Source organism: Streptomyces sp. NPDC045470 (assembly GCF_040646595.1).
GTDB lineage: Bacteria > Actinomycetota > Actinomycetes > Streptomycetales > Streptomycetaceae > Streptomyces.
Genome location: NZ_JBEZAN010000003.1, coordinates 711,731 through 735,471, shown reverse-complemented (window position 1 = coordinate 735,471; position 23,741 = coordinate 711,731). Strand labels below are relative to the sequence as shown.

Annotated in this window: 12 protein-coding genes, 1 tRNA gene and 1 pseudogene; 6 read left to right on the top strand and 8 right to left on the bottom strand. The window is 72.1% G+C overall.

What is annotated here, in order from left to right; translation table 11 throughout:
• Positions 1–47: 47 nt before the first annotated feature.
• Positions 48–1,151, bottom strand: a complete 1,104-nt coding sequence (locus AB0A97_RS13350; protein ID WP_361148451.1) for an NAD(P)/FAD-dependent oxidoreductase — start codon at positions 1,149–1,151, stop codon at positions 48–50.
• A gap of 90 nt (positions 1,152–1,241) precedes the next feature.
• On the opposite strand from AB0A97_RS13350, the gene AB0A97_RS13345 reads away from it, so the two are divergent.
• Complete coding sequence (locus tag AB0A97_RS13345; RefSeq protein ID WP_361148449.1) at positions 1,242–1,850, top strand: XRE family transcriptional regulator; 609 nt, start codon at positions 1,242–1,244, stop codon at positions 1,848–1,850.
• Positions 1,851–1,904: 54 nt separating this feature from the next.
• Here the strand turns inward: AB0A97_RS13345 and AB0A97_RS13340 are convergent, their stop codons facing one another.
• The 4 genes from AB0A97_RS13340 to AB0A97_RS13325 are packed head-to-tail and all read right to left on the bottom strand — an operon-like array spanning position 1,905 to position 8,454.
• Positions 1,905–3,269 carry an OFA family MFS transporter gene (locus tag AB0A97_RS13340; RefSeq protein ID WP_361148447.1) on the bottom strand — a complete coding sequence of 455 codons (1,365 nt, stop codon included), beginning with the start codon at positions 3,267–3,269 and terminating at the stop codon, positions 1,905–1,907.
• Between the two features lie 33 nt (positions 3,270–3,302).
• Positions 3,303–5,465, bottom strand: a complete 2,163-nt coding sequence (locus AB0A97_RS13335; RefSeq protein ID WP_361148445.1) for an acetate--CoA ligase family protein — start codon at positions 5,463–5,465, stop codon at positions 3,303–3,305.
• Positions 5,465–6,721, bottom strand: a complete 1,257-nt coding sequence (gene frc, locus AB0A97_RS13330; RefSeq protein WP_361148810.1) for a formyl-CoA transferase — start codon at positions 6,719–6,721, stop codon at positions 5,465–5,467. Before frc ends, AB0A97_RS13335 begins: the two co-directional genes overlap by 1 nt.
• Positions 6,722–6,738: 17 nt before the next feature.
• The gene (locus tag AB0A97_RS13325; protein ID WP_361148443.1) at positions 6,739–8,454 is read right to left on the bottom strand and encodes a thiamine pyrophosphate-binding protein; all 1,716 of its coding nucleotides are present in this window, start codon (positions 8,452–8,454) and stop codon (positions 6,739–6,741) included.
• 281 nt (positions 8,455–8,735) lie between these two features.
• Between AB0A97_RS13325 and AB0A97_RS13320 the strand changes: the two genes are divergently transcribed.
• Positions 8,736–8,820 (top strand) — tRNA-Leu (locus tag AB0A97_RS13320).
• A gap of 1,280 nt (positions 8,821–10,100) precedes the next feature.
• Here the strand turns inward: AB0A97_RS13320 and AB0A97_RS13315 are convergent.
• Positions 10,101–10,202: pseudogene (locus AB0A97_RS13315) on the bottom strand (ATP-binding cassette domain-containing protein); the annotation flags it as partial.
• Positions 10,203–10,694: 492 nt separating this feature from the next.
• Here AB0A97_RS13315 and AB0A97_RS13310 point away from each other — a divergent pair.
• On the top strand, positions 10,695–12,266 hold the full coding sequence (locus AB0A97_RS13310; RefSeq protein ID WP_361148441.1) for a hypothetical protein: 1,572 nt from the start codon (positions 10,695–10,697) through the stop codon (positions 12,264–12,266).
• Between the two features lie 237 nt (positions 12,267–12,503).
• Here the strand turns inward: AB0A97_RS13310 and AB0A97_RS13305 are convergent, their stop codons facing one another.
• Together AB0A97_RS13305 and AB0A97_RS13300 are read right to left on the bottom strand one after the other, a co-directional pair.
• Positions 12,504–13,907 carry an erythromycin esterase family protein gene (locus AB0A97_RS13305; protein WP_361148439.1) on the bottom strand — a complete coding sequence of 468 codons (1,404 nt, stop codon included), beginning with the start codon at positions 13,905–13,907 and terminating at the stop codon, positions 12,504–12,506.
• A gap of 605 nt (positions 13,908–14,512) precedes the next feature.
• A complete protein-coding gene (locus tag AB0A97_RS13300; protein WP_361148437.1) occupies positions 14,513–16,729 on the bottom strand; it encodes a helix-turn-helix domain-containing protein in 2,217 nt (738 codons plus the stop codon).
• A gap of 373 nt (positions 16,730–17,102) precedes the next feature.
• Between AB0A97_RS13300 and AB0A97_RS13295 the strand changes: the two genes are divergently transcribed.
• From AB0A97_RS13295 to aroF, 3 genes are all read left to right on the top strand, one after another.
• Positions 17,103–18,281: an RICIN domain-containing protein gene (locus tag AB0A97_RS13295; RefSeq protein ID WP_361148435.1), complete on the top strand. Its 1,179-nt coding sequence runs from the start codon at positions 17,103–17,105 to the stop codon at positions 18,279–18,281.
• Between the two features lie 953 nt (positions 18,282–19,234).
• Positions 19,235–22,108: an AAA family ATPase gene (locus tag AB0A97_RS13290; protein WP_361148433.1), complete on the top strand. Its 2,874-nt coding sequence runs from the start codon at positions 19,235–19,237 to the stop codon at positions 22,106–22,108.
• Between the two features lie 345 nt (positions 22,109–22,453).
• On the top strand, positions 22,454–23,503 hold the full coding sequence (aroF, locus tag AB0A97_RS13285; protein WP_361148431.1) for a 3-deoxy-7-phosphoheptulonate synthase: 1,050 nt from the start codon (positions 22,454–22,456) through the stop codon (positions 23,501–23,503).
• Positions 23,504–23,741: the final 238 nt, after the last annotated feature.

Below are 23,741 nucleotides of genomic sequence, written 5' to 3'. Positions count from 1 at the left end.
GTTCTCCTGCATGTGTTTCTCCTGGGGGAGAGGAAGAGGGGTCGGGGTCACAGGCCGTGGCGTCGGTCGCCGGCCACCAGCTCGCAGACGCGGGCCTCCGACGCGACGGAGAACGGGTCCTTACGGGCCCGCACCGCGCGGCGGGTGTCCTCGGCGACGAGGTCGGCGTTGATCGCTCCCGCCGCGGCCGAGCCGGAGGCGGCGGCCGCGAGGACGTTCGCGGTGAGGTCGGCGGCGTTGCCCGCGGCCCATACGCCCGGCACGGACGTCAGTCCGGCCGGACCGGCGGCGAGGTACGAGCCCATGCCGCTCGGGTGCTCGGTGGGGGCCAGCCCGAGGGAGTCCAGGAACGCGGCCGCAGCGGCGCCCGGGACGGCGCGGGGCGCCACGGTCAGCGCCCGGAGCGGGAACAGCTCGCCGGTGTCCAGGTGGACCCCGCTGAGACGGTCGTCGGTGATCTCCAGGCCGGTCACCTCGCCGGGGACGACCGCGATGCCGCGCGCCGCCAACTGCTCGGACTCCTCGTCCGTAGGGCGGGGGCCGGTGTGCAGCAGGAGGGTGAGCCGGTCGGTCCACTGGCGGAACAGCAGGGCCTGGTGCACGCTCATCGGGCCGGTGGCCAGGACACCGATCGGCTCGTCGCGTACCTCCCAGCCGTGGCAGTACGGGCAGTGCAGCACATCCCGACCCCACCGCCGGGCGAGGCCGGGGACGTCGGGCAGTTCGTCGGTGAACCCGGTGGCCACCAGCAGCCGCCGCGCCCGTACGGTACGCCCCGCCTCGTCGGTGACCGCGAACAGACCGCCGTCCCGTACCGCCGACCGCACCCGGCCGGTGCGCACCTCGACCCCGTAACCGGCCACTTCCCGCCGCCCCGCCGCCAGCAGATCGCCGGGCGGCGCGCCGTCGCGGGAGAGGAAGCCGTGCATGTGCGCCGCCGGCGCGTTGCGGGGCTCACCGGCGTCGATCACCAGGACGGACCGCCGGGCGCGGCCCAGCATGAGCGCCGCGCTCAGGCCCGCCGGACCGCCTCCGACGATCACCACGTCGTACCAATCGCCGTGGCCCGTCCGGGCTTCGCGGGCTTCGCGGGCTTCGCGGGCTTCTCGGGCTTCGCGGGTTTCCCGGGTATCTAGGGTTTCTCGGGTCATCGTGACCACCTCCGCCCCCAACCTGCGCCCTCTCCCACCGGGCTGACAAAGTTCTTTGCGGAAACCGCAAAACGGGGGCACGATGGAGCGGTGGGCAGCGAGCGGGCAGGCGACGACTTCGATGCCGTGCCGGCCGCGGTCGGGCCGCGGCTGCGCGAGGTACGGCGCCGCCACGGAGCCACGCTGACGGCCGTGTCGGAGACCACCGGCATCCCGGTCAGCACCCTGTCCCGGCTGGAGTCCGGGCACCGCAAGCCGGGTCTGGAACTGCTGCTGCCGTTGGCCAAGGCTTACCGGATGCCGCTCGACGAGCTGATCGCCGTCCCGGCCGTCCTCGACCCGCGGGTGCACCCGCAGCCGTTCACCCGCAACGGCATGACCGTCGTCCCGCTGAGCCGCAACCCCGGCGGCCTCCAGGCGTTCAAGCAGTTGCTTCCCGCGGGCCCGGCCGACCTGGAGCCCGACCCGCGTTCGCACGAGGGCTACCACTGGCTGTACGTCCTCAGCGGACGGCTGCGCATCGTCCTCGGCGCTCAGGATCTCGTCCTGACCAGCGGCGAGGTCGCCGAGTTCGACACCCACCTGCCGCACTGGTTCGGCAACGCCGACGCGCGGCCGGTGGAGTTCCTCAGCATCCTCGGTCCCCAGGGTGAGCGCTTCCACGTCAAGGCCCGCTACCGGCCCACCGATTCCCGGTAGGCCGGAGCGGGCCCGGCACGTCCGCCCGCACCCGGAGCGGGCCGAACCCGGCCCTCACCCCGGACCGGCCGGCCCTCCCTTCCCCGCCGGCCGCCGCAGCAGCAGGGACAGGCCCGCTGCCAGCAGGCCCACGCATCCGGCAATCGCGTACGCCCCCTCGTAGCCCCACGCCGCCACGACCGCCGCGCCGATGCCGCCGCCCAGGAGGCCGGAGACCAGTTTCGAGCTGTAGACGAGGCCGTAGTTCGACGCGTTGTTGTTCTCGCCGAAGTAGTCGGGGACGAGGGCGGCGAAGAGCGGGAAGAACGCGCCGCCGCCGAAGCCGGACAGGAAGGCGAAGACGAGGAACAGGGGCTGGTTGGCGCTCTCCCCGGCCCACAGGACACCGAACTGGGCCAGGCCGAGGACCAGGCACACGTACGTCAGGGTCACCCGCCGCCCCAGCCGGTCCGAGAGCCAGCCGACCACGCCCCGGCCCGTCCCGTTGACGACCGACATGATGCCCATGGAGGACGCCGCGACCAGCGGCCCGAACCCGGCGTCCTTGGCGTACGGCACCTGGAAGGAGATGCCGAAGATCGAGACGCCGGCGGTGCACAGCAGGCAGACCCACATCAGGGGCAGCATGCCCGTACGGACGGCCTCGCGCGGGGTGAACTGGGCCGCCGCGGGCGGGTTCTTGCGCAGCGCGGCGGAGGTACGGGCGTCGCGCGGTACGGCCAGCGGGTCGACGTGGGCGGGCCACCAGTTCTTCGGCGGGTCCTTGAAGAACAGGCCCGCCACGGCGGTCAGCAGCAGCACGTACAGGCCGACCAGGTCGAGGACGGTCCGGTAGTTGTCGGCGTCGAAGCCGTAGGAGAACAGGAAGATGAACGGCACGGCGCCGTACGCGAAGCCGCCGTTGACGAACCCGGTCTTGCCGCCGCGCCGTTCCGGATACCACTTGCCGACCGTGTTGATGCAGGTCGCGTAGACCAGCCCGGCGCCGGTGCCGCCCAGCACGCCGAACCCGGCGATCGCCCACCAGACGTCCGCGGCGTGGCTCAGGCTCAGAAAGCCCGCCAGGGACAGTACGGACCCGCAGAGCATCGCGGCCCGGCTGGTGAGCAGGCCCTTCTCCCGCAGTCTGCCCGCGGGGAAGGCCACCGCCGCCTGGAAGAAGACCCAGACGCTCAGCACCCAGAACGTGTCCGTGTGCGTCCAGTGGTGCGCCGCGGAGAGGGTGGTCTCGGCGGCTCCGAAGGCGTACTCGAAGATGCTGATGCCGAGCATCGCCGCCCAGGGCAGCAGCACCATGGTCCACCGGGGGTGACCGAGCAACTGCCGGTCGGTCTCGCCCAGGCGGTAGACCCGCCCGTGTGTGTCGCGGACCTCGGTGACCGTGGTGCGGTCCGCGCTCCTGACGTCCTGAGTGGTCACCTCACATCGCCTCCCGTCGCGCAGCCGTCCGGATCACAGCAGGCCGGCGGCGCGTGCCCACCGGTATTTCGCGCCGAGCGCCGCCACCGGCTTCTCGGTCGTGTACGGGTACGCCACCACGCCCCGCGCGAAGAGGTACGCGCCCGCCTCCGCCACCTCGGTGTCCCCGGCCAGCGACGCCACCACCGGCTTCTCGACACCGGCTGCCCGGAACTCGGCCACCACGTGCGCCGTCAGCTCCGCGAACACCATCGGCGGGGTGACGAGGGTGTGCCAGTAGCCGAGGACCAGGGCGTGGACCCGGGGGTCGCGCAGGGCGAGCCGGATGGCGGCCTCGTACGTGGCGGGCGGTTCGCCGCCCGTGATGTCCACGGGGTTGCCGGACGCCCCGAAGGGCGGGATGAGCTGCCGGAAGGCGGCGTCCAGGTCGTCCGGGACGGTCATCAGGCGCAGCCCGTGATCGACGGCCGCGTCCGAGAGCAGGACGCCGGAGCCGCCCGCCCCGGTGACGATCAGGACGTTCTCGCCCTGCGGTGTGGGCAGCACCGGCAGCGCCCTCGCGTACTCCAGCATCTCGTCGAGTCCCGGCGCCCGGATGACGCCGGCCTGCCGCAGGATGGCGTCGTAGACCGCGTCGTCACCGGCCAGCGCGCCGGTGTGCGACCCGGCGGCCTTGGCGCCCGCACCGGTCCGCCCCGCCTTCAGCACCACGACGGGCTTCTCGCGTACGGTCTTCCGCGCGGCCGCCACGAACGCGCGGCCGTCCTTCAGGTCCTCCAGATGCATCGCGATGCTCCGGGTGTGCGGGTCGTGGGCGAAGTACGTGAGGAGGTCGTCCTCGTCCACGTCCGCCTTGTTGCCGAGGCCGACGATGGCCGAGACGCCCGTCCCGGTGGCGCGCGCGAAGCCCAGGACGGCCATGCCGATGCCGCCGGACTGCGAGGTCAGCGCGACCGGGCCGGTGACGTCGTACGGGGTGCAGAACGTGGCGCACAGGCGGTGCCAGGGGGAGTAGTAGCCGTAGATGTTCGGGCCGAGCAGCCTGGTCCCGTACTTCTCGGCGATGGCCACCAGCCGTTCCTGGAGGGCGTGTTCGCCGGTCTCGGCGAAGCCGGAGGGGATCAGTACGGCGTTCGGGATGCCCTTGCGCCCCACTTCCTCCAGGGCCGCGGGCACCAGGCGCGCCGGAACGGCGAAGACCGCCACGTCGGCGCCGTCCGGTACGTCCGCGACCGACCGGTACGCGGTACGGCCGAGGATGGTCCCGCCCTTCGGGTTCACCGGGTGGACCGCGCCGTCGAAGCCGCCGTCGAGCAGGTTGCGCAGTACCGCGTGCCCGATCTTTCCCGGCTCCGCGGAGGCACCGACGACGACCACCGAGCGCGGCCGCATCAGCCGCTCCATCGAGGCGAGGATCTCCTCCTCGGAGTACCGGCGGCGCTCCGGGGGCGGCCCGTCGCCGAGCACGATCCGTACGTCGGCGGCCAGCACGCCGTCCGGGGAGGCGAACACCGGGTTCAGATCGATCTCGGCCACTTCGGGATGGTCGGCGGCCAGCCGGGACACCCGGACGATCAGGTCCGCCAGCGCCGCGCGGTCCACGGCGGGCCCGCCGCGTACGCCGCGCAGCACCTCGGCCGCGCGGATGCCGTCCAGCATGGACTCCGCATCCGCCGTGGAGGCCGGCGCGAGACGGAAGGTGACGTCCTTGAGCGTCTCCACCAGCACTCCGCCGAGTCCGAAGGCGACGACCTTCCCGAAGGTCGGGTCGGTCACCGCGCCGACCAGCACCTCCAGCCCGCCCTCCGGCGCCATCCGCTGCACCAGTACGCCCTCGACGCGGGCCTCCGGGGCGTACGCGGCGGCGTTCCGCACGATCGCCGGGAACGCTTCGCGCACCTCGGCGGCCGAGGAGAGCCCCACCCGTACGCCGCCCGCGTCCGTCTTGTGGGAGATGTCCGGTGAGACGATCTTCAGAGCGACCGGCCCGCCGATGCGGGCGGCGAGCGCCACCGCCTCGTCCGCCGTCTCCGCCAGCCCCTCCGCCGGGGTGGGAATCCCGTACGCGTCCGCGAGCAGCCTGCCCTCGGGAGCCGTCAGCGTCGTACGCCCGGCCGCCCGCGCGGCCCGCAACACCGATGCCACGTCCACCGTCGCCGCGTCCACCGCTGCCGCATCCGTCTGTCGGTCCGCCATCAGATGACTCCGTCCGCTGCCAGCCGCCGCAGTTCCTCGTCGTCGAGCCCCAGCTCGCCGCCGTACACCTCGTCGTTGTGCTCACCGAGCAGCGGTGAACGGTCGATCTCCACGGGGGAGTCGGACAGCTTCAGCGGCGATCCGACCGTGGTGAACGTGCCGCGCCGCGGATGCCGGACCCGGACGATCATCCCGTCGGCGGCCAGCGACGCGTCCCGCACGATCTCCTTCGTGGAGAGCACCGGACCGCAGGGGATGTCGTGCGCGGTCAGCCGCTCCAGCACCTCCCACTTGGGCAGCGTGGCGCTCCACTCCTCGACCAGTTGGAAGACCTTCGCCAGCTTGGGCAGCCGGGCGGCCGGCGTCGACCACTCCGGGTCGTGGGCCAGTTCAGGCCGTCCGATGAGCCGGGAGAGCGGTTCCCAGCCGGCCGGCTGCACGATGACGTACACATAGTCGTTGGGGCCGCCGGGCGCGCACCTGACCGCCCAGCCGGGCTGCCCGCCGCCGCTCGCGTTGCCGCTGCGCGGCACCTCGTCCCCGGAGGTGTCGTCCGGGTACTCCGGCAGCGGACCGTGCTCCAGCCGCTGCTGGTCGCGGATCTTGACCCGGCACAGGTTGAGCACCGCGTGCTGCATCGCGACCTGCACCCGCTGCCCGCGTCCGGTGTGCTCGCGCTGGTAGAGCGCGGCGAGGATGCCGGCGACGCAGTGCACGCCGGTGCCCGAGTCGCCGATCTGCGCGCCGGTCGCCAGCGGCGGCCCGTCCGCGAAGCCGGTGGTCGCCATCGACCCGCCCATGGCCTGCGCGACGACCTCGTACGCCTTGAACCGGGTGTACGGGCCGTCGCCGAACCCCTTGATCGAGGCGTACACGAGCCGCGGATTGATCTCCCGGACACGCTCCCAGGGAAAGCCCATCCGGTCCACGGCGCCCGGCCCGAAGTTCTCCACCAGCACGTCCGAGCGGCGGATCAGCTCGGTCAGCAGCTCCTTGCCGCGGTCGGTCTTGGTGTTGAGGGTGATACTGCGCTTGTTGCAGTTGAGCATCGTGAAGTACAGGGAATCCACGTCCGGTATGTCGCGGAGCTGGCCCCGGGTGACGTCGCCGGTGACCGCCTCCAGCTTGACGACGTCCGCGCCGAGCCAGGCGAGCAGTTGCGTGGCGGACGGACCCGACTGCACATGCGTCATGTCCAGCACCCGCACACCACTGAGCGCCTTCCCGCCGGTCTCCTGAGCTGTGGCCGTGCTCATCAGCGGCTCCTCGCTGCTCACTTGTACATGGTCTGGTTGACGGTGCCGGGGGCGTACGCGTCCGGGTCGATCCAGACGTTGACCAGCGACGGCTTGCCGGACTGCCGGGCGCGTTCCAGGGCCGGCCGGATCTGCGCCGGGTCGCGGACCTCCTCGCCGTGCCCGCCGAGCATCCGCGCGAACGCGTCGTACGGCACGTCGCCCAGCGTGTTGCCGAGCCGCTCGCGCGCCGCGCCGTACTTGGCACGCTGGCCGTAACGGATCTGGTTCATCGACGAGTTGTTGCCGACGATCCCCACGAACGGCAGGCCGAAGCGGACCAGCGTCTCGAAGTCCCAGCCGGTCAGTGAGAACGCGCCGTCCCCGAAGAGCGCCACGACCTCCGTCTCCGGCCGCGCCTTCTTCGCCGCCAGCACGAACGGCACACCGACGCCGAGCGTCCCCAACGGCCCCGGGTCCATCCAGCGGCCCGGCGCCTTCGGCTGCACCACCTGACCGGAGAAGGTGACGATGTCGCCGCCGTCCCCGATGTAGAGCGAGTCCTCGGTCAGGAACTCGTTGATCTCGCTGACCAGGCGGTACGGGTGGATGGGCGCCGCGTCCGAGCGGAGCAGCGGCAGCCGCTTGGCCGCCGCGGCCTCCTCGACGGCCCGCAGCTCCTCGATCCACTCCTTGCGCCGCCCGGCGCCCGCGCCCGCGTCCACGCGGCCCGAAGCGGCCTGCGCGGCGGCGGCCAGGACCAGCCCCGCGTCGCCCACGATGCCCAGGTCGACGTCCCGGTTCTTGCCGACGGTGCGGTAGTCCAGATCGATCTGCACGACGCGCGCGGTGGGGGACAGCCGCTTCCCGTACCCCATCCGGAAGTCGAAGGGGGTGCCGACGATCACGATCAGGTCGGCGCGGGCGAAGGCGTGGCGGCGGGAGAGGTGGAAGTGGTGCGGGTCGCCGGGCGGCAGTGTGCCGCGGCCCGCGCCGTTCAGGTACGCGGGGACGTTCAGGGCCCGTACGAGATCGACCGCCGCGTCCGTACCGCGTGTCGTCCACACCTGGCTCCCGTACAGGATCGCCGGCCTCTCGGAGCGTACGAGCAGGTCGGCCAGCTTCTCGACGGCCTCCGGATCACCCGCCGAACGGGTCGAGGCGCGGTAGTGCCCGGCCCGGGGCGTCCGCGCCGTGTCCCGCGGCACCTTCGCGTCCAGCACGTCCCGGGGTATCTCCAGGAAGGCGGGCCCGGGCGCGCCGTGGAAGCACTCGCGGAACGCCATCGAGACCATGTCGGCCACCCGCGCCGTGTCCGGAACGGTGGCCGCGAACTTCGTGATCGGCGTCATCATCTCGACGTGCGGCAGGTCCTGGAGCGACCCCATCTTGTGCTGGCCGCGCGCGCCCTGGCCGCCGATCAGCAGCATCGGCGACTCGGCACGCAAGGCGTTGGCCACACCGGTCACGGCGTCCGTCGTGCCGGGGCCCGCGGTGACGACGGCGCACCCCGGCCGCCCGGTGATCCGGGCGTGGGCGTCCGCCGCGTGGGCGGCGACCTGCTCGTGCCGTACGTCGACCACCTCGATGCCCTCGTCGGCACAGCCGTCGTAGATGTCGATGATGTGGCCGCCGCAGAGGGTGTAGACGACGTCCACCCCCTCCGCCTTGAGCGCTTTGGCGACGAGGTGACCGCCGGAGACGAGGTCCTGGCGGGCGGGGTCCGGGGCGAGGTCGTGGGCTTCGTCGGGCATGGGGGCATCGCTTCCCTTCGGGGGCACGGGCTTGGGCTTGGGCTCGGGCTTCGGCTTCCGGCAGATCGCATACAGTCGACGAATACTGTATGGAGCCTGTATCCCGCATCGAGCCGCCGCTGTCCAGAGCCGACCACACCGTTCCAGCCACTGGGCCGAGGCCCGGGATGCCCCATAACCTCCGGTTATGGCCTCGGCGGATACGCAGGTGAAACCCACTCCAAAACCTTGGTATTGTTGTCCATGTCGCCGCGGGGAACACCCCGCGAAGACCACACCTGGTCCGGGTGGCGGAATGGCAGACGCGCTAGCTTGAGGTGCTAGTGCCCTTTATCGGGCGTGGGGGTTCAAGTCCCCCCTCGGACACAGAGGTCAACCGACCCAATGAGGCCGGTCGGCCCGACGTTTTGTCGGGTCGACCGGCCTTTTTGCTGTTGTCGGGTATGAGGCAGCCCCTTGCCCGTTGGCAGGGGGCTGTCGGGCGTTTTTGCTGGTCAGGTCAGGTGAGGTCAGGGGTGGGGGAGGTGCCTGGGGGCAGTGATGGGGGTTTTGCGTGGGGTGGGGCGGGTGCGGCTGCGTTCAACGGCTTCTTGGTCTTCGGCGTAGCCGTTGATGTGCTCGGCGCATATCCACCCTCGTCTTCGCCTGTCTGCATGACTCACATGGGCCGCCGGGACCGGTGAGTTCGGCAGTCCGGCGCAGTGCCGACGGAGGGTCTTCGGACGTCTGGCACGGCCGTCGGCGGGTGGGGACGAGCCGACGGTGCAAGTAGCGGCGTCTGCGGCCTGGTGCGAGCCGGTGCGGGTGAGGACCAGTGGCCAGTGGGAGGGGGCGGGGTGAGCATGCCGTCGACGCCCTTGTCGTCCATCGCGGCGAAGACCAGCACAGGCGGGACTGCGTGACCGTCCGCGTGAGCATGGCGAAGGATCTCCGAGGCGACGGTCGCGACCCCCTGCGGGTTGGTGGCGCCCTCCAGGAGGGCGCGGCCCGTCCAGTCGTTCCACCGGGCCTGGGGGCAGTTCCAGGCGGCCGGGTCAGAATGTTGCCGCCAGCCGTCTGCTGGGCGCCGGACAGCGGGCAGGGCAGATCCCGGTGCACGGAGCGGGGGGAGTGATGTCGGCCAGCGTCCCCGGGCCGCGGTTGCCGTTGCGGCCGACGGAACGGGCGGAGTAGTGGATCTCCTGGTCCATGCGCCACTAGGACAGTCCCGTCCGCTCTTCGAGTACATGCCTCGCAGCGGTGGCCGCTTCGGGGCCAGCCGGCCGAGGACGACATGGTCCCCGGCCTGGGTGGCTGTGACTTCGGCCCGGACGATCTTGGTCAGGGAATCACCGAGCAGCCCCTGTCATTTGGTTACTTCCAGTGCTTCTCGCACGGTTCCTGTCCGGGGCAGGATTTGCTGCCAAGGGCCTCGGTGCAGGGCCGTAGAGCGGACTGGCCGGGTCCTCGTCTGCCATGGCCGCCGCAGGTCCGGCCCGCCTGGGTCCTACTGCCTCTCCCTCCGGAAACGAGGTCGGCCGATTCTTGCCTCGCGATGCGAGACGTCCTGCATTGCAGACGATCCGGGCCGGGTACCCGCGGGACCAGCCAGCGGCCGGCTGCGGTCTTCGTAATGCGTTCGCGGCCGGGCGGCGACCGAGACGCCACAGATTTCCGGTGGGTTCGTCCGCGAAAATGACTTCCGGCTGGTTCAGCAGCGCACGGGTACAGGCCTGTCGCTGCTGCTGACCGCCGGACAGTCAAGGACGGAACGAGCAGGCGAGAGCGTACGGGGGCGAGCCGCACCGGGGAAGCCGAGGCGAGGCGCGGCGGGCGTACGACACCGACCAAGGCGCCGCTGGTACAGGCCACAACCCGAACGGCGCGAACGCCGTCACGGCAGCGCTGAAGGCCGCCGGCACGGCCCGGGAACGCACAGCCGAGTACCTGTCGGCGACGCGGCTGGAGCAGCTGCGCGGACAGGCCGCTGAGCTCTGCTGCGAGGAATCCGCCACCACCACTCCCGCATGCTCCGCTGCCTCGGACCAACTGGGCGGCTGCGCGTGTGGTGCCTGGCACGGGTCTGGTCGGTCCGGATGAAGCTGCTCGGCCAGCCTGTGACGGGGAGCCTGAACGCGGCGCCGCCTGTGGCGGGTTGGATATGAACATCAGCCGTGCGGGCAGCGTCGGTGATGACACGATGGGCTGGCTGGGGCTGGGGCTGGGGCTGGGGCTGGGGCTGTGGCAGGAGGCGGGGGCTCGTGCGAGATGACCGAAGGCAGATTCAGACGGCAGTACTGGGGTCGGTGGGTTCCCAGGAACCTCTTGCCCTGCCGCTGGAGGCGATCGAGTTGGACGCGTTCCGCAAGCGGTATCAGGGACAGAGCTTCTGGTGCGGAACCTGGCTGGGCGGCTGCGGCCGGCAGCTGACGACGAAGCTGTACGTGGACCGCGTGTGCCACTTCGCCCATCATCCTGACCCGGACAGCACACGGTCGCCGTGCGCACGCCGCGCCCGCGACGTGACCAGCGCCGACCATCTCTATGTCAGAGCCGCTGCCGAAAGTCTGCTGCGCACCCAAGGCTTGCCGGGCGAGGTGACGTGCTCTCCGCCAAGGCCGGGCCAGGCCACGGCCGGCTCCGTGGTGCGAGTGCAGCTCGAAGACGGCTCCGGACTGACCATCCACATGAGTCCGGCTGTCCCGCCCGACTGGGACGATCCGCAGGCCGCCGCCCGGACCGTGGTCGAAGCCGGAGTACTGCTGGACCGGGCAGCCCTGCAGCGTCTGCGCTACGTGCATCGCATCCGCTGCGACAGCCAGGGCACGAGCCGCCGCGTCCAGATCGGCACCGAGACCGCCCGCGGCACCCAATGGTTCAGCACCGAACAGTGCTCCCTGAGCTCTGCCGGCCTGATGACCCCCGCGCTGACCGACTTGCCAGACCGGCCCATCGCCCGCCCGCCGTCGCGGAGTCAAGACCGACCACAAGGCCGGCCCGCCCGGATCTCCGAGGAGATCCGCCACCTTCTGCTGCGCCTGGCCACCGCCCGCCGAGGCCGCGACATCGCCCTCACCCGCAGACTGATCAAGGAATGCGACGGCGTGCTGAGCCGCAGAGCCGCAGCGCCGACCGTGCTGAAGGAGGCCCGCGACTCAGCCGAGCGGTGGCTGTCGGGGCACAGCAAGGAGGTCGTCGCACAAGGCCGTCCCAAAGGCCGGGTCGTCGTCCTGACCGGCAAGACCGCGGCGCAGGAGAAGAAGAAGCGGGAGCACGAAGCACAGCAGGCTGCACTCCAGCGCCAGGAATACCTGCTGGAGCTGGCCCCAGCCCTTGAACAAGAGCGCTTCGGAGACGCGCGTGCTCTGCTCAGGGCAATCTCCCAGTTGCCGGACACTCGCATGCCGCTGACGCGGGCGCAGGTCGACCTGCTGCGAGGGGCCAGGGAGCGTGTGTACGGCCAGAAGCTGGGCGCGTTCCACGACCAGGTCGCGCGCCGGAAGTGGCTTGCGCGGCACTGTCCGGCGTGCCGGGCCAGCACGGGCAAGGAGTGCTTCGACGACCTGCCGGAAGGGCAACGGCTGCGGCGCTTCGGCGGCCATGCCGAACGACTGCGCCTGGTCATCGAGGACCGGGAAAAGGAAGCGGCCCGCAAACGGGCACGAGGCGGCGGGAAGCAGCCCGCACACAGCCGTGGCACCACGGCCGAGGACCTGGCCCACAGCGTCGCTCGCGTCCCCTGCCCGACCTGCAATGCCGGGGCGGGCAAGCCCTGCACGGTACCAGGCAGCCACCCGGCCAGGCTTCGACGCCTTCAGCAGCAGCGGCCGTGAAGACCGAAACCAGCGACCTCGGGTGACGGCCGGGACCTACAGGGTGCGTGGTGCGTCAGCCGGGAACGATCCGCCGGCCGGTGTGGTGCGTCGGTGCGACGCTCGTGCCCGTGGCCGAGGGGTTCGTATGCAGGGCCGCGGCCGTCCGCATCGGGGAGTAGCGGGAAACGCCCAGGCGGCGCGGGACATCGGACCGGTTGACCTACCGCACCGCCGCCGCGCCGCGCGGGTCCGGTGCTACTTGAGCATGCGGGCCGCCTTCACCCGGTGGAAGTGGATGACGACGTCGTGTGAGTCCGCGAGCCGGATCTGCGGGGCGTCCGCGATCCCGGGGTAGGTGGCGCCGATGTTCTTGACGGTGTGTGGCGCGGCGAGCCAGGTGCGGGCCGCCGCCGGGGCCTTGCGCAGGTCCACCACGAAGTCGCGGTGCCGTACCCGGTCGAGGGTGTGCTCAGTGGTGCCGGGCGCGGCCGGGCCGACGGTGAAGCGGTGGGCGCCGCCGTCCTGGCCGAAGGCGTTGAACGAGCCGCGGTCGAAGGTGAGGCCGACACTGAGGTAGCCGGTGCCCAACCGCTCGCGGAGGAAGTCGCCCTGGACCTTCGGGTAGTGGTCGGGGACGTAAGTCCTGAGGCTGAGGTGGCTGTTGTGGGCGGCGAGCACAATTTTGTCGCCGGTCCGCTGCTGCCACCAGGCGACGTTCTCCGCCATGATCCGGTCTCGGTGGAGCATGGCGCCGGCGATGCTCTGCGGGTCGTCCAGGTCGAAGGCGAACAGCGTGGTCATCTGGTGGATCGCGGTGGCGTGCTGGAGGGCCCAGGCGTGCGCGTCGGCGTCGGTGCCCGTGCCGGGCCGCTGCTTGAGCAGGTCGACCGCCCGGCCGGTCCGCTCGGCGAGCTCCTTGCGTTCGGCCGGCGGCTTCGACAGGTAGTCGTTGACGTATGTGTCGGCGTCGGTGGCGGGCCGCAGGCCCCGGTACAGCTCGGTGAGCTTCGGGACGAGTTCGGGGCGGGCCTTGGCCGCGTAGGCGCTCACCTTGTCGTACAGCTCGGCACCGGCGAACCCGCCGTCGTCGCCGACGAAGCGGACCGGGTCCTTCGGGTGCTTGACGTTGTACGCGCGCATCCACTGGAGCAGATCGCGGTACTCGGCGTTGTTCCACCACCGGTAGGTGCCCTGGAACTCCTCGTCCATGATCTGCTTCAGGTTGCCCTTGCCGCTCGTGAGGTAGGCGTTGAGCCGCAGTCCGGTGCTCCACGGGGCTTCGAGGGCGAAGGCCCGGAAGCCCTTCTCCTCGACCAGGTACCGCAAGACCCGGTGCTTGACGGTGAAGAACTCGTGCGAGCTGTGGGTGGCCTCGCCCAGCCCCACCACCCGGGCGTCGCCGACCATCCGGCCGAAGGGGCGGAGGTCGGCCAGGCCGCCGCGGGGCTCGCTGGTGCGCAGCGGGTGGGCCACCCGGTCCAGGGCCGCCTCGGGGGCGCGGAACGCGGTGGCCGCGGCCTTCTCCGGGTCGGCGTGCGGGGCGGCACCGGCGGAGACCGATGCGGCGGGCGGGGTGGTGGCGGAGGCGGCCGGGGCGACGGCCAGGGTGGCACCGAGCGGGACGAGCAGGGCGGCGAGCAGGGCCTTGTGCGTGTTCATGGGCCCCAACTCTCCCCGCGCGGGGGCCACCGGACCATCCACTGCGCACCCCAATCGGCCGGGGGGTTAGCTACACCCCTCGATGGTGGGTGGAGCACTGGGGCCCTGACCCGGCTTTACGGATGGGCGCCCCCGAACCCGGCCCCGCTGCCGTCCCGGCATCCGGGGCGGGCCTGATGCGGAAGCGGTCCTTGCGACGGCGGAAGACGAGGCGCCGGGGCCCGTACTGGGATCTGCAGCCCGTGGCGTGGTGGTCGCCGTGAAGGAAGGCCGCCCTGGGGCCCTGTCAGGGTCTCGAAAGGGCCTGTTCGACAAGCGCCCGCACGGCGCTACCGGGAGCCGCGCTCAGTGGGCGTTGCGCACCGGATGATGCCTTCCGGTTGGCGCGACCGGGTCCGCGGGACCGTGGAGAGGCGGTCGGCGCAGGGAGGAGCGGCAGGCTTCCCCCTGCCGGACAGGCTGAGGGTGTGCACGTCGCCGCACACCACTTCCCTCCGGCTCCGGCCCAGCACGGCCCAGAAGTGGGCATCCAGCCGAGTCTGCGGGCCCGAGCAGGAAGAAGGCCGCCGGGCGCGGCCGCGGGCGGTCGGCGGCGAGTTGGCGGTTCACGCCCGGGTGGACAGGCGTGCGAGTGCCGCGTCGTACCGTGCCTGGAATCCCGCGTCGGCTGATACACGCAGCAGAGCGCCGAGCGCCCGTACCGCGCCGTCGTCGTAGCCGGAGGACTCCGCTTCCCGGGCCGCCAGGTCGAGTTGCCTGATGCCCTCGATTTCGTTGCCGAGCCCCAGCAGCGCCTCTCCCTTCACCATCAGCAGCAGGGTGTGGGGGATGTCGGTCGTGCCCGGCCGGTCGTGGAGGGCCAGGGCCTGGGTCGCGGTGTCGAGGGCCCGGCGCCATCTGCCGGCGTCGGCCCAGTGGCGGGCGAGGTGCTGCAGGGCCAGTTTCTCGGTGGTCCGGTCGCCGGCCTGACGCGCCAGCCGAACCGCCCGCTCGCACCCCTGCGCGGCCTCGTCCAGGCGGCCGAGCGCCGCTTGCGCCATGGCCACAACGAGCAGGGCGTTCGCCTCGGCCACCGCGTCATCTGCCCGGGAGGCCAGGGCGCGGGCGGCCTCCAGGTGGGTGAGCGCCTGCGGGATGCGCCCTTCCTCGATCAGGATCCAGCCGAGCACGTTGAGCACCCGTGACTCGCCGTGCTGGTCGGCGTCGGCCCGGGCCGCTTCGAGCGCGGTCTCAAGGAGCGGGGCCCAGCCGTCGCGCACGCGCCACACGATCAGCGGCCACAGCGTCAGGACGATCCGCCAGGTCCGCTCGTGCAGTGCGGCGGCGTGCGCCGCGGCCACCGCCAGGGTGAGGTCGTCCCGCTCGGCCGCGTACCAGGCCACGGCGGCGGACCGGTCGCCGAACTCCCGCACGGCGGCGGGCGGCAGGTAGTCCCTGGGCAGCGGGAAGCACTCCTCGTTGCCGGGCTCGGCCGCGGCCACCGCCGCGAGGCCCGTGGCGATGTAGTGGTCGAGCACGCGCTTGAGCGCATCGGGCCCGGCGTCCAGGCTCCGTGCGTAGAGCCGCACCAGATCGTGCATCGTCCAGCGGCCGGGCGCCGTCTCCGTGACGAGGTGCGCGACGGCCAGCCGCTCCAGACAGGCCTCGGCGGCTACCGGGTCCGTGTCCGCCAGGGCCGCCGCGGCATACCGGTCGACGTGCGTGCCGGGATGGCGGCCGAGATGGGCGAACAGGCGGGAGACCGGCCCCGGGAGCTGGTGCAGCGTCACCCGCAGCGCCGCCCGTACGCCGGTGTCCTCCACCTCCAGCAGGCTCAGCCGACGCGTCTCGTCGGACAGCTCGGCGGCCATCGCGCCCAGCGGCCAGGCGGGCCGTTGCGCCAGCCGGGCGGCCGCCACCCGCAGCGCCAGGGGCAGCCCGCCGCACAGCTCGGCCAGCCGTCGCGCAGCCGCCGGCTCCGCGCGTACCCGTTCGGCGCCGAGGACCTCGGCGAGGAGCAGCGTGCCCTCCCTCGGCCCGAGCACGTCCACGGCGACGGGCCGGGCGGTGTCGGTGACGATCAGCCCCGGCAGCCGGTGTCTGCTGGTGACGACGGTGACGCAGCGGCGCCCGCCGGGCAGGAGCGGTCTGACCTGCTCGGAGTCCCGCGCGTTGTCGAGCACCACCAGGAGCCGGCGGTCGGCGGCCAGCGACCGGAACAGCGCGGCCGCGCCGTTGGCCGACTGAGGTATCCGGCCGTGCGCCACACCGAGCGCCGGCAGGAACTCGCGCAGCACCTCCATGAGAGAGGGCTCGCCCTGGTCGCCGAAGCCGCGCAGGTCGGCGTAGAGCTGCCCGTCGGGAAACCTCGCACGGCTGTGGTGGGCCCAGTGCAGCACGAGCGCCGTCTTGCCCACCCCGGCGGGCCCGATGACCAGGCAGACGGGCGCCTCGCCCGCGGCGGCCCGGGACACAGCGGCCAGCTCCGCCGCCCGCCCGTGAAAGCCGCGCGGCGCCCTTGGCAGCAGATCGGGCGCCCCCGCCACGGTATCCACTACGGCGACAGGCGGCAGTACCTCCTTGGCGGGGGCCCGGCGGGGCCGTCCCAGGCTCGCCAGGCGCTCCAGTTCCCTCGCGTCCTGCGGGCTCAGGCGCAGGGTCGTGGCCAGGGCGGACACAGTCCGGCGCTGCGGCCCACGGGAGTGGCCGCGCTCCATGTACGACAGGGCCCGCACGCTGATTCCCGCCGCCTGCGCCAGCTCCTCCTGGGTGAGCCCGGCGCCCTGGCGCAAGCTGTGCAGGAGCGCGCCGAAGCCGCCCGCGGCCGGTGTACCGGTACCCATGCTCAAAGCCCCCACAACGCCAGGGCCCACCGGATGCGCAACCCCACCCGCAAAAGTATGCAGCACCCTACTTTTGCCGGTGGATTTTCCTGTTGCGCCCAGGTTCCGTCGGGTTGACTCAAGGGCGCACGAACGCGGGGCCGGCCCCACCCGGCCGCCGCGCTCCGTCACTTCACGTACCCCGTGTCCGCCGGTGATCCCCGTGCCGAACACCACCGGGAGTGGACCCACCGGTGTCACCAACACGCCTTGCCCGCGCCGCGACATCCACCTCTCCCCGGCCTTCGCGCACACCGACGAACCCACCTAGGAAAGGCCTGCTCCGATGTCATTCACCCTGTCCGAGGCGCGAAGAAGGGTCCCTGCGCCAGTCGTGGCACTGGCCGTTCTGCTCAGCCTGCTCATCGGATATCCCGCTCCGGCCGCTCATGCCACTCCGCCCGACGAAGAGACGGTAGCGACGTACAACTCGCAGGGCTACAGACCGGATGATCTGAGGACTCTCACCAGGCGCAACACCATCGTCATGGTTCAGGAGGCGGGTCCCCGCCCGGCGCAATGGAGCTACATAGGCTGGCACGATCGGGGCACCTACCGCGTTCACCAGTACGAATGGCGTCTGGGCGGCAGGGATGGGGTCCGGCATGTCTACTGGCTCTCGGGTGACCCGAACGGAGGGACCGGCGGCCGGGTCAATCTGATGATCATCACGCATCGGCTCGCGGACGATGTGTACGTCGCTCCCCCCGGCCGGAACGGGGCGCGGCCCGCCCTGGGCCTGCGCTTCGGTGACGACATCTACTACTCCGTGCACGCACAGGCGTCCGGCACCCAGAACGAAGCCCCCGACCTGCTCGCGAACCTCGCGAATCAGGCACGCCAGGCGGGGAACCACGGTTGGACGGCGGTAGGAGACTGGAACCGTGACCCGAGCGCGATGCGTGGGGCGATCACCCTGCAGGCCGGGTTCATGTTCAGGTACGGGGACAGCACTCAGCAGAGTGGCGGGGAGCTGGACTACATGATCACCTCTCGTAACATGCCCAACTACTTCGCGCGGCGGTCCGCGGGCATGAGTTCGGACCACTACCCCATAGAATTTCGCGGCCACCGCTACCACGACGAGTGGATGGGCCTCGAAAGCGCCAGTGATCTCAACAGTGTCCTGGGCATCGAGGGACGCAGCCCGGCGAACGGCACGCGGATCGTCCCGGTCACTGACAGTTACATGGCCGACGTCACCTGGCGCACGCGGGGCGCCGGGCGCGGCCACGTCAATCTCGTCAACAATCAGACCCAGAAATGCATCGATGTCTCCGGCGGCAATGACGCCACCAGCGGAAGCTCCCTCAACGAATGGGACTGCGCCGGACAGCTCAGCCAGGAATTCCTTGTCTTTCAATATGGCGGGCATCTTCAGCTTCTGCACACGAGGACCAATCTGTGCGTGACCATGATGGGCGACAAGCGCAACAGATACCCCGCCTTGAACAAGTGCACCTCCTCGAATGACACCCAGTACTTCATACCGAGGTTCCGTGGCGACTCCTGACCAGTGACACGCGCGCGGCCGGCAGCCCCCCGCTGCTGGCCGCGCGCTCCCGCAGGCACCGCTGCCCGGCGGCGCCGGGGCTCGCGAGGTCGAGACCGGCGGGGCCGACGCGGCGTGCGACCGTTCCGTGGCCCTTCAGGGCACCGAGGTCGGCCATGCGTGTTCTCGGACGTTGGCGGTGCGCTGTTCGTCAGGCAGGCCGATCCAGGAGGGCGAGGACTCGCTGCCCACGTAAGTCCGCTGCCGGAACCGGTCTGTCGTGGGCGTCTGTTGCCATGCCTTGATCTCCTCGGGTCGTCAGAGATCAAGTCTGCCGTTCAAGCTGCCGGTTCCGGGGTCTTTTCCCGACAACTCCGACCTGTCCAGGCTCGGAGCCGCTGCGGTCCGCCCTGTCTACCGCGAGATCATTGTCAGCGCCTTCCGAGGGTGCAGTACGGCATCTCGTGGCGTCACGGGCCTGACCGTTCCCCACGCCAGTCGCCGGCCGGTCGCTGCCCCGAAGGCCGAGCCCGCCGCGATGTGACTGAGGCCGTGGAGGCGGCCGGCGCTCGTGGGGTGTTCAGGGGCGGCGGGGCGGGTGGTGTGTTCGGGTGAAGAGGGGGTGGTGTATCTGATGGGGTGGAATTCTGGAGCTTCTCCGGCGCTTTTCGTTACGCGTAGTAAGGGTTTTGGGGGAGGTCGCGGGGAGGGGTTCGGAGGAGAATGGTGGACTTCTGAAATACTTTCCGGTGCGGCCTGGTCGGAGGGGCGGGCCGGGGTAATGTTGAGGTAATGCGGAACATGTCAGATGGGGCGGTCGGCGCCGGGGTGCGGACGCGGGCGGTGACCGTTTCGGAGGCCGGGGCAACCGGTCGGTGTGGAATTCCTGTGACCGTTGGAGCCGAAGGGTCGGTTGCGGCTGGATTCCCGTCCAACTGAACAACGCGAGTCCGGATACGGGGGTGAACCGGCTCATGAGGTTGGTGGAGCGGGACACGGAGCTCTCCGTCCTGGAGGGCCTGCTCGACGCCTGCGCGGCCGGGCGCGGGGGAGCGGTGGTGGTCAGCGGCGCGGTGGGCAGCGGCAAGACGGCCCTGCTGCGCGCCTTCCGGGAGCGGGCCGCGCCCACCGGGGCCTTGTGGTTGCAGGCCACGGCGGCCGCGGCGGAGAAGGACGTGCCGCTGCGCGCGGCCGGGCAACTGCTGCGCACCGCGGAGCTGGCCGGCGCGGGCGCGGGACCGGTGGTGTGGCTGCCGCCGCCGGCCGGGGGCGGTGGCGCGCCGGTGCGGGCGGCCGCGGGGTCCATTCCCGCGGAAGTCGCCGTGAACGTCATTCCCCGGGTGTGCGGCATTCTGCTCGCGCAGGCCAGGAAGCGGCCGGTCGTCGTGTGTATCGACGATGTCCATCAGGCCGACGCCTATTCGTTGGAATGTGTGCTGTACGTGGTGCGGCGGCTGGCCGTCAGCAGGATTCTGGTGGTCCTCGGGGAAAGCAGTGGTACGGCCTGGGAGGACAGTCCGGTGCGGCGGGAATTGCTGCGCGGTCCGGCGTGCAGATTTCTGCACGTCGGTCCGTTGCCGCGGGACGGTGTCGTCGCCATGCTGGCCGCCGGGCAGAAAGGGCGGCGTTCGGCGCCGCCCGTCGCGGAATTCCACCGGCTGAGCGGCGGCAGTCCGCTGCTGATGCGGGCGCTGCTGGACGACTACGCGGACGCGGAGCGGGCCGGGGGCGCCGGACCGGTGCCCGGTGAGGCGTACGAACGTGCCGTGGCACAGTGCCTGAGCCGCGGCGACGACCTCACGCGCCGTACCGCGTGGCTGCTGGCGGTGCTCGGGGAGCGGGCCGCGCACGGCGGGTTCGCCGAACTGCTCGGGGTGCCCCGCCAGGCCGGCGAACGCAGCCTGCGCGCCTTGCACGACATGGGGTTGCTCGCCGATGGCCGGTTCCGTCACGAGGCGGGACGGACGGCGGTGCTGCGGCGGGCGGAACCGCCGCGCAGCGCGCGCCTGGAGGCCCGCGTCGCCCAGGTGCTGTACGAGCACGGTGCGCCGGCGACCGCACTGGCCCGTCATCTGGTGGCCGCGGAGACCGTGGACGCGCCGTGGGCGCTGCCCGTGCTGCTGGAGGCGGCGGAGGCGGCGCTGGCCCGTGACGAGGTGGGCACCGCGCTGGACTGCCTGCGCGTGGCCAGGGACGGCTGTGCGGACGAGCGGCAGCTGCTGGAGGTCAGGCTCGCCCTGGTACGGGCCGGGTGGCGGGTCGATCCGTCCGCCGCCGTACGGCACTTGTCGGCGCTCACCGACGCGGCACCGGCCGGGCGGCTCACGGCGCGCGCCATGAAGGAGTTGGTCGGCCATCTGCTGTGGTTCGGCAGGGCGGACGATGCCTTGGAGGTTCTGCGGATCGTGGAGGAGAAGGAGGGCGACGAGGGGGAAGAGGCGGAAGAGGAGGGAGGCGGAGCGCTGGAGCCGGTACGGTTCTGGTTCGCCTACGGGTATCCGGGGCTGGCGGGAAAGTACCGCGCCGAGGTGGCGGCGGGCCCGTACCGAGGTACGGCGGCGGGCGCCCGGGCCTCCGGCCTGACGCCCGAGCAGGACAACCAGCAGCGCGCGCTCGCCCTGATGGCTTCCGTACTGGACCAGAGGGTTACCGGCGACGTGACCGGCCGTGCGGAGCGGATCCTCCAGGAGACCCGGCCGGAGGACCGTACCCCGGCGGCGGGGCTGGCGGCGCTGGTCGCGCTCATCGTCGCCGACGGGCTGCCGGAGGCCGCCCGCTGGTGCGAGATCCTGCTCGCGGAGGCGCGGGAGCACCGTACGCCCATGTGGCAGTCGCTGTTCGCCTCGGCCAAGGCGTTCATCGAGATCAGACTCGGCGAGCTGGCCGCGGCGGAGGAGTCGGCGCACACCGCGCTCACCGTCGTCCCGCCCGAAGGGTGGGGCGCGGCCGTCGCCGTCCCGGTCGCCGCGCTGCTGTACACGAAGGCCGCCACGGGACGGCTGGACGAGGCGGCGGCCCACCTGGAGGTCCCGGTGCCCGACGCGGCGTTCCGGACGCCCGCCGGGCTGCTGTATCTCTGGGCCCGCGGTCACCACCAGTTCGCCGCCGGCCGGCCGTATGCCGCGCTGGAGGACTTCCACCGCTGCGGCGACCTGATGGCACGGTGGCGCCTGGACCTGTCCGGGCTCGTGCCGTGGCGGACGGACGCCGCGCAGGTCCATGTCGCGCTGGGGGACGACCGCCGCGCGCGGGCCCTGCTGGAGGAGGAGCTGGTCCGTACCGGGCGCCGCCCGCTGTGGACACGGGGCGTCGCGCTGCGGGTGCTGGCGGCGCTGGCCGAGCGCGCGGACCGGCCGCGGCTCCTGGGGGAGGCGATGGACATCCTCCAGCGCGGCGGGCACCGGCTGGAGCTGGCGTACGCGATGGCGGAACTGTCGTACAGCTACTGGGACGTGAACGACGACAGCCGGGCACGGATCGCGGCGCGCAAGGCGCAGCAGCTGATGCGGGAGTGCGGCATCAAGGCGCCCGTCCTGAAGGCGTCGCCGGTCGGTGCGGCGAGCGCCGGTCCGCCCGAACGGTCCGGGGCGGGCTGCGCGGGACGCCCGCCCGCCGAGCTGAGCGGCGCGGAGCTGCGGGTCGCGACGCTCGCCGCCCGGGGCTACACCAACCGGCAGATCGCCGGGGCGCTGTTCATCACGATCAGCACCGTGGAGCAGCACCTGACCCGGGCGTACCGGAAGCTGGGTGTGCAGCGCCGTACCGATCTGGCGACGCGGCTGGAGCCGGACACCGGTCTCGACGGGTGCGGGGACGGCGCTCAGCGGGACTGCCTGCGTGCCGGGTAGGCGCGGGGCGGGCGGGAGCGGGGGACGGGCGTGCGGAGCCGCGGTGCATGTTGCGCGGTTGGACAGCCCGGCGCGTGCGTGTGGAATCATTGACGGTGAAAAGAATGTCCGCGAACTCCATTGTGGGGCAAGGGAGTTGACGTGTTCTGGCAGCGCGACCGGAGTTGGCGGGCGGGTGCGTACCGGGGCCGGTGCCGGAGGCGTCCGGGGCGGCGGTGCCGCGGCCGGACGGCCCGTACGAGCCCCGGCATCTGGTCCGGCGCACGGCGGTGCGGGCGTGCGCCGGACTCTCGTCCCACCGCATCCGGCCGGCCGGTGCCGGCCACTCAACGGGAGGAACCCCTCATGGTGGTGGTGATGGCCCCCGGGGCCACGCAGGAGGATGTCGACGCCGTCGTCGGCCTGGTGCGCTCGGCGGGTGGTGACGCCTTCGTCAGCCGGGGGGTGACCCGGACGATCGTCGGACTCGTCGGGGACGTGGACGAGTTCGAGGCGCTCAACCTGCGCAGCCGCAGGGGCGTCCTCGACGTCGTACGGATCTCCGTGCCCTACAAGCTCGTCAGCCGGGAGCACCACCCCGCCCGGTCGGTCGTGCGGGTCGGCGGTGTGCCGATCGGGCCCGACACCCTGTCCGTCGTCGCGGGCCCGTGCGCGGTGGAGTCCGCCGAGCAGACACTCGCCGCGGCGCGGATGGCCCAGGCCGCCGGGGCCGCGATGCTGCGCGGCGGCGCGTTCAAGCCGCGCACCTCGCCGTACGCCTACCAGGGGCTGGGCGAGACCGGGCTGCGCATCCTCGCCGACGTGCGGGCCGAGACCGGGCTGCCGGTGGTCACCGAGGTCATCGACCCGGGCAGCGTCGAACTGGTCGCCTCCTACGCGGACATGCTCCAGGTCGGCACCCGCAACATGCAGAACTTCGCGCTGCTCCAGGCGGTGGGCTCCGCGGGCAAACCCGTGCTGCTCAAGCGCGGGTTCGGCGCGACCATCGACGAGTGGCTGATGGCCGCCGAGTACATCGCGCAGCGCGGCAACCTGGACATCGTGCTGTGCGAGCGCGGCATCCGCACGTTCGAGACCGCGACCCGCAACACGCTGGACATCAGCGCGGTGCCGGTGGCCCAGCGGCTGTCGCACCTGCCGGTGATCGTGGACCCGTCGCACTCCGGCGGCCGCCGGGAGCTGGTCCTGCCGCTGATGCGGGCGGCGCTGGCGGTCGGCGCGGACGGCGTCATGATCGATGTGCATCCGGCGCCGGAGACGGCGCGGTGCGACGGTGACCAGGCGCTGCTGGAGGCCGACATGCGGGAGATCGCCAGTACCGCCACGATCCTGTCGCCGCTGATGGGCCGGACGCTCACGCAGCCGGTGCCGCAGGCGGCGGCCGTCGCCTCCTGAGATTCCAGAAGCCCCGGCTCCTCCCGGCGGGGTGCGCACCGCCGGTAGGGGTACCCCGACAGGCGGCCGGACGAAAGCGCACACGACCCACCGTCCGGCCGCTTGGTACAGGCCAATTTCCGCGCCGGCGGCCGGACGGACGGGACGCCCGGGGACCGGTGTTCCCCGGTGCACGGCGCCGCCCGCGATAGGGGTAGCGGTGCTGAACCCGTGATGTCGCCGGAGGCCGGCCCGTCGC

Coding starts and splice junctions, on each gene's coding strand:
- AB0A97_RS13350 (WP_361148451.1), bottom strand. CDS start 1,151: ATGACCCGAGAAACCCTAGATACCCGGGAAACCCGCGAAGCCCGAGAA.
- AB0A97_RS13335 (WP_361148445.1), bottom strand. CDS start 5,465: ATGGCGGACCGACAGACGGATGCGGCAGCGGTGGACGCGGCGACGGTG.
- frc (WP_361148810.1), bottom strand. CDS start 6,721: ATGAGCACGGCCACAGCTCAGGAGACCGGCGGGAAGGCGCTCAGTGGT.
- AB0A97_RS13325 (WP_361148443.1), bottom strand. CDS start 8,454: ATGCCCGACGAAGCCCACGACCTCGCCCCGGACCCCGCCCGCCAGGAC.
- AB0A97_RS13305 (WP_361148439.1), bottom strand. CDS start 13,907: ATGAACACGCACAAGGCCCTGCTCGCCGCCCTGCTCGTCCCGCTCGGT.
- AB0A97_RS13300 (WP_361148437.1), bottom strand. CDS start 16,729: ATGGGTACCGGTACACCGGCCGCGGGCGGCTTCGGCGCGCTCCTGCAC.
- AB0A97_RS13290 (WP_361148433.1), top strand. CDS start 19,235: ATGAGGTTGGTGGAGCGGGACACGGAGCTCTCCGTCCTGGAGGGCCTG.
- aroF (WP_361148431.1), top strand. CDS start 22,454: ATGGTGGTGGTGATGGCCCCCGGGGCCACGCAGGAGGATGTCGACGCC.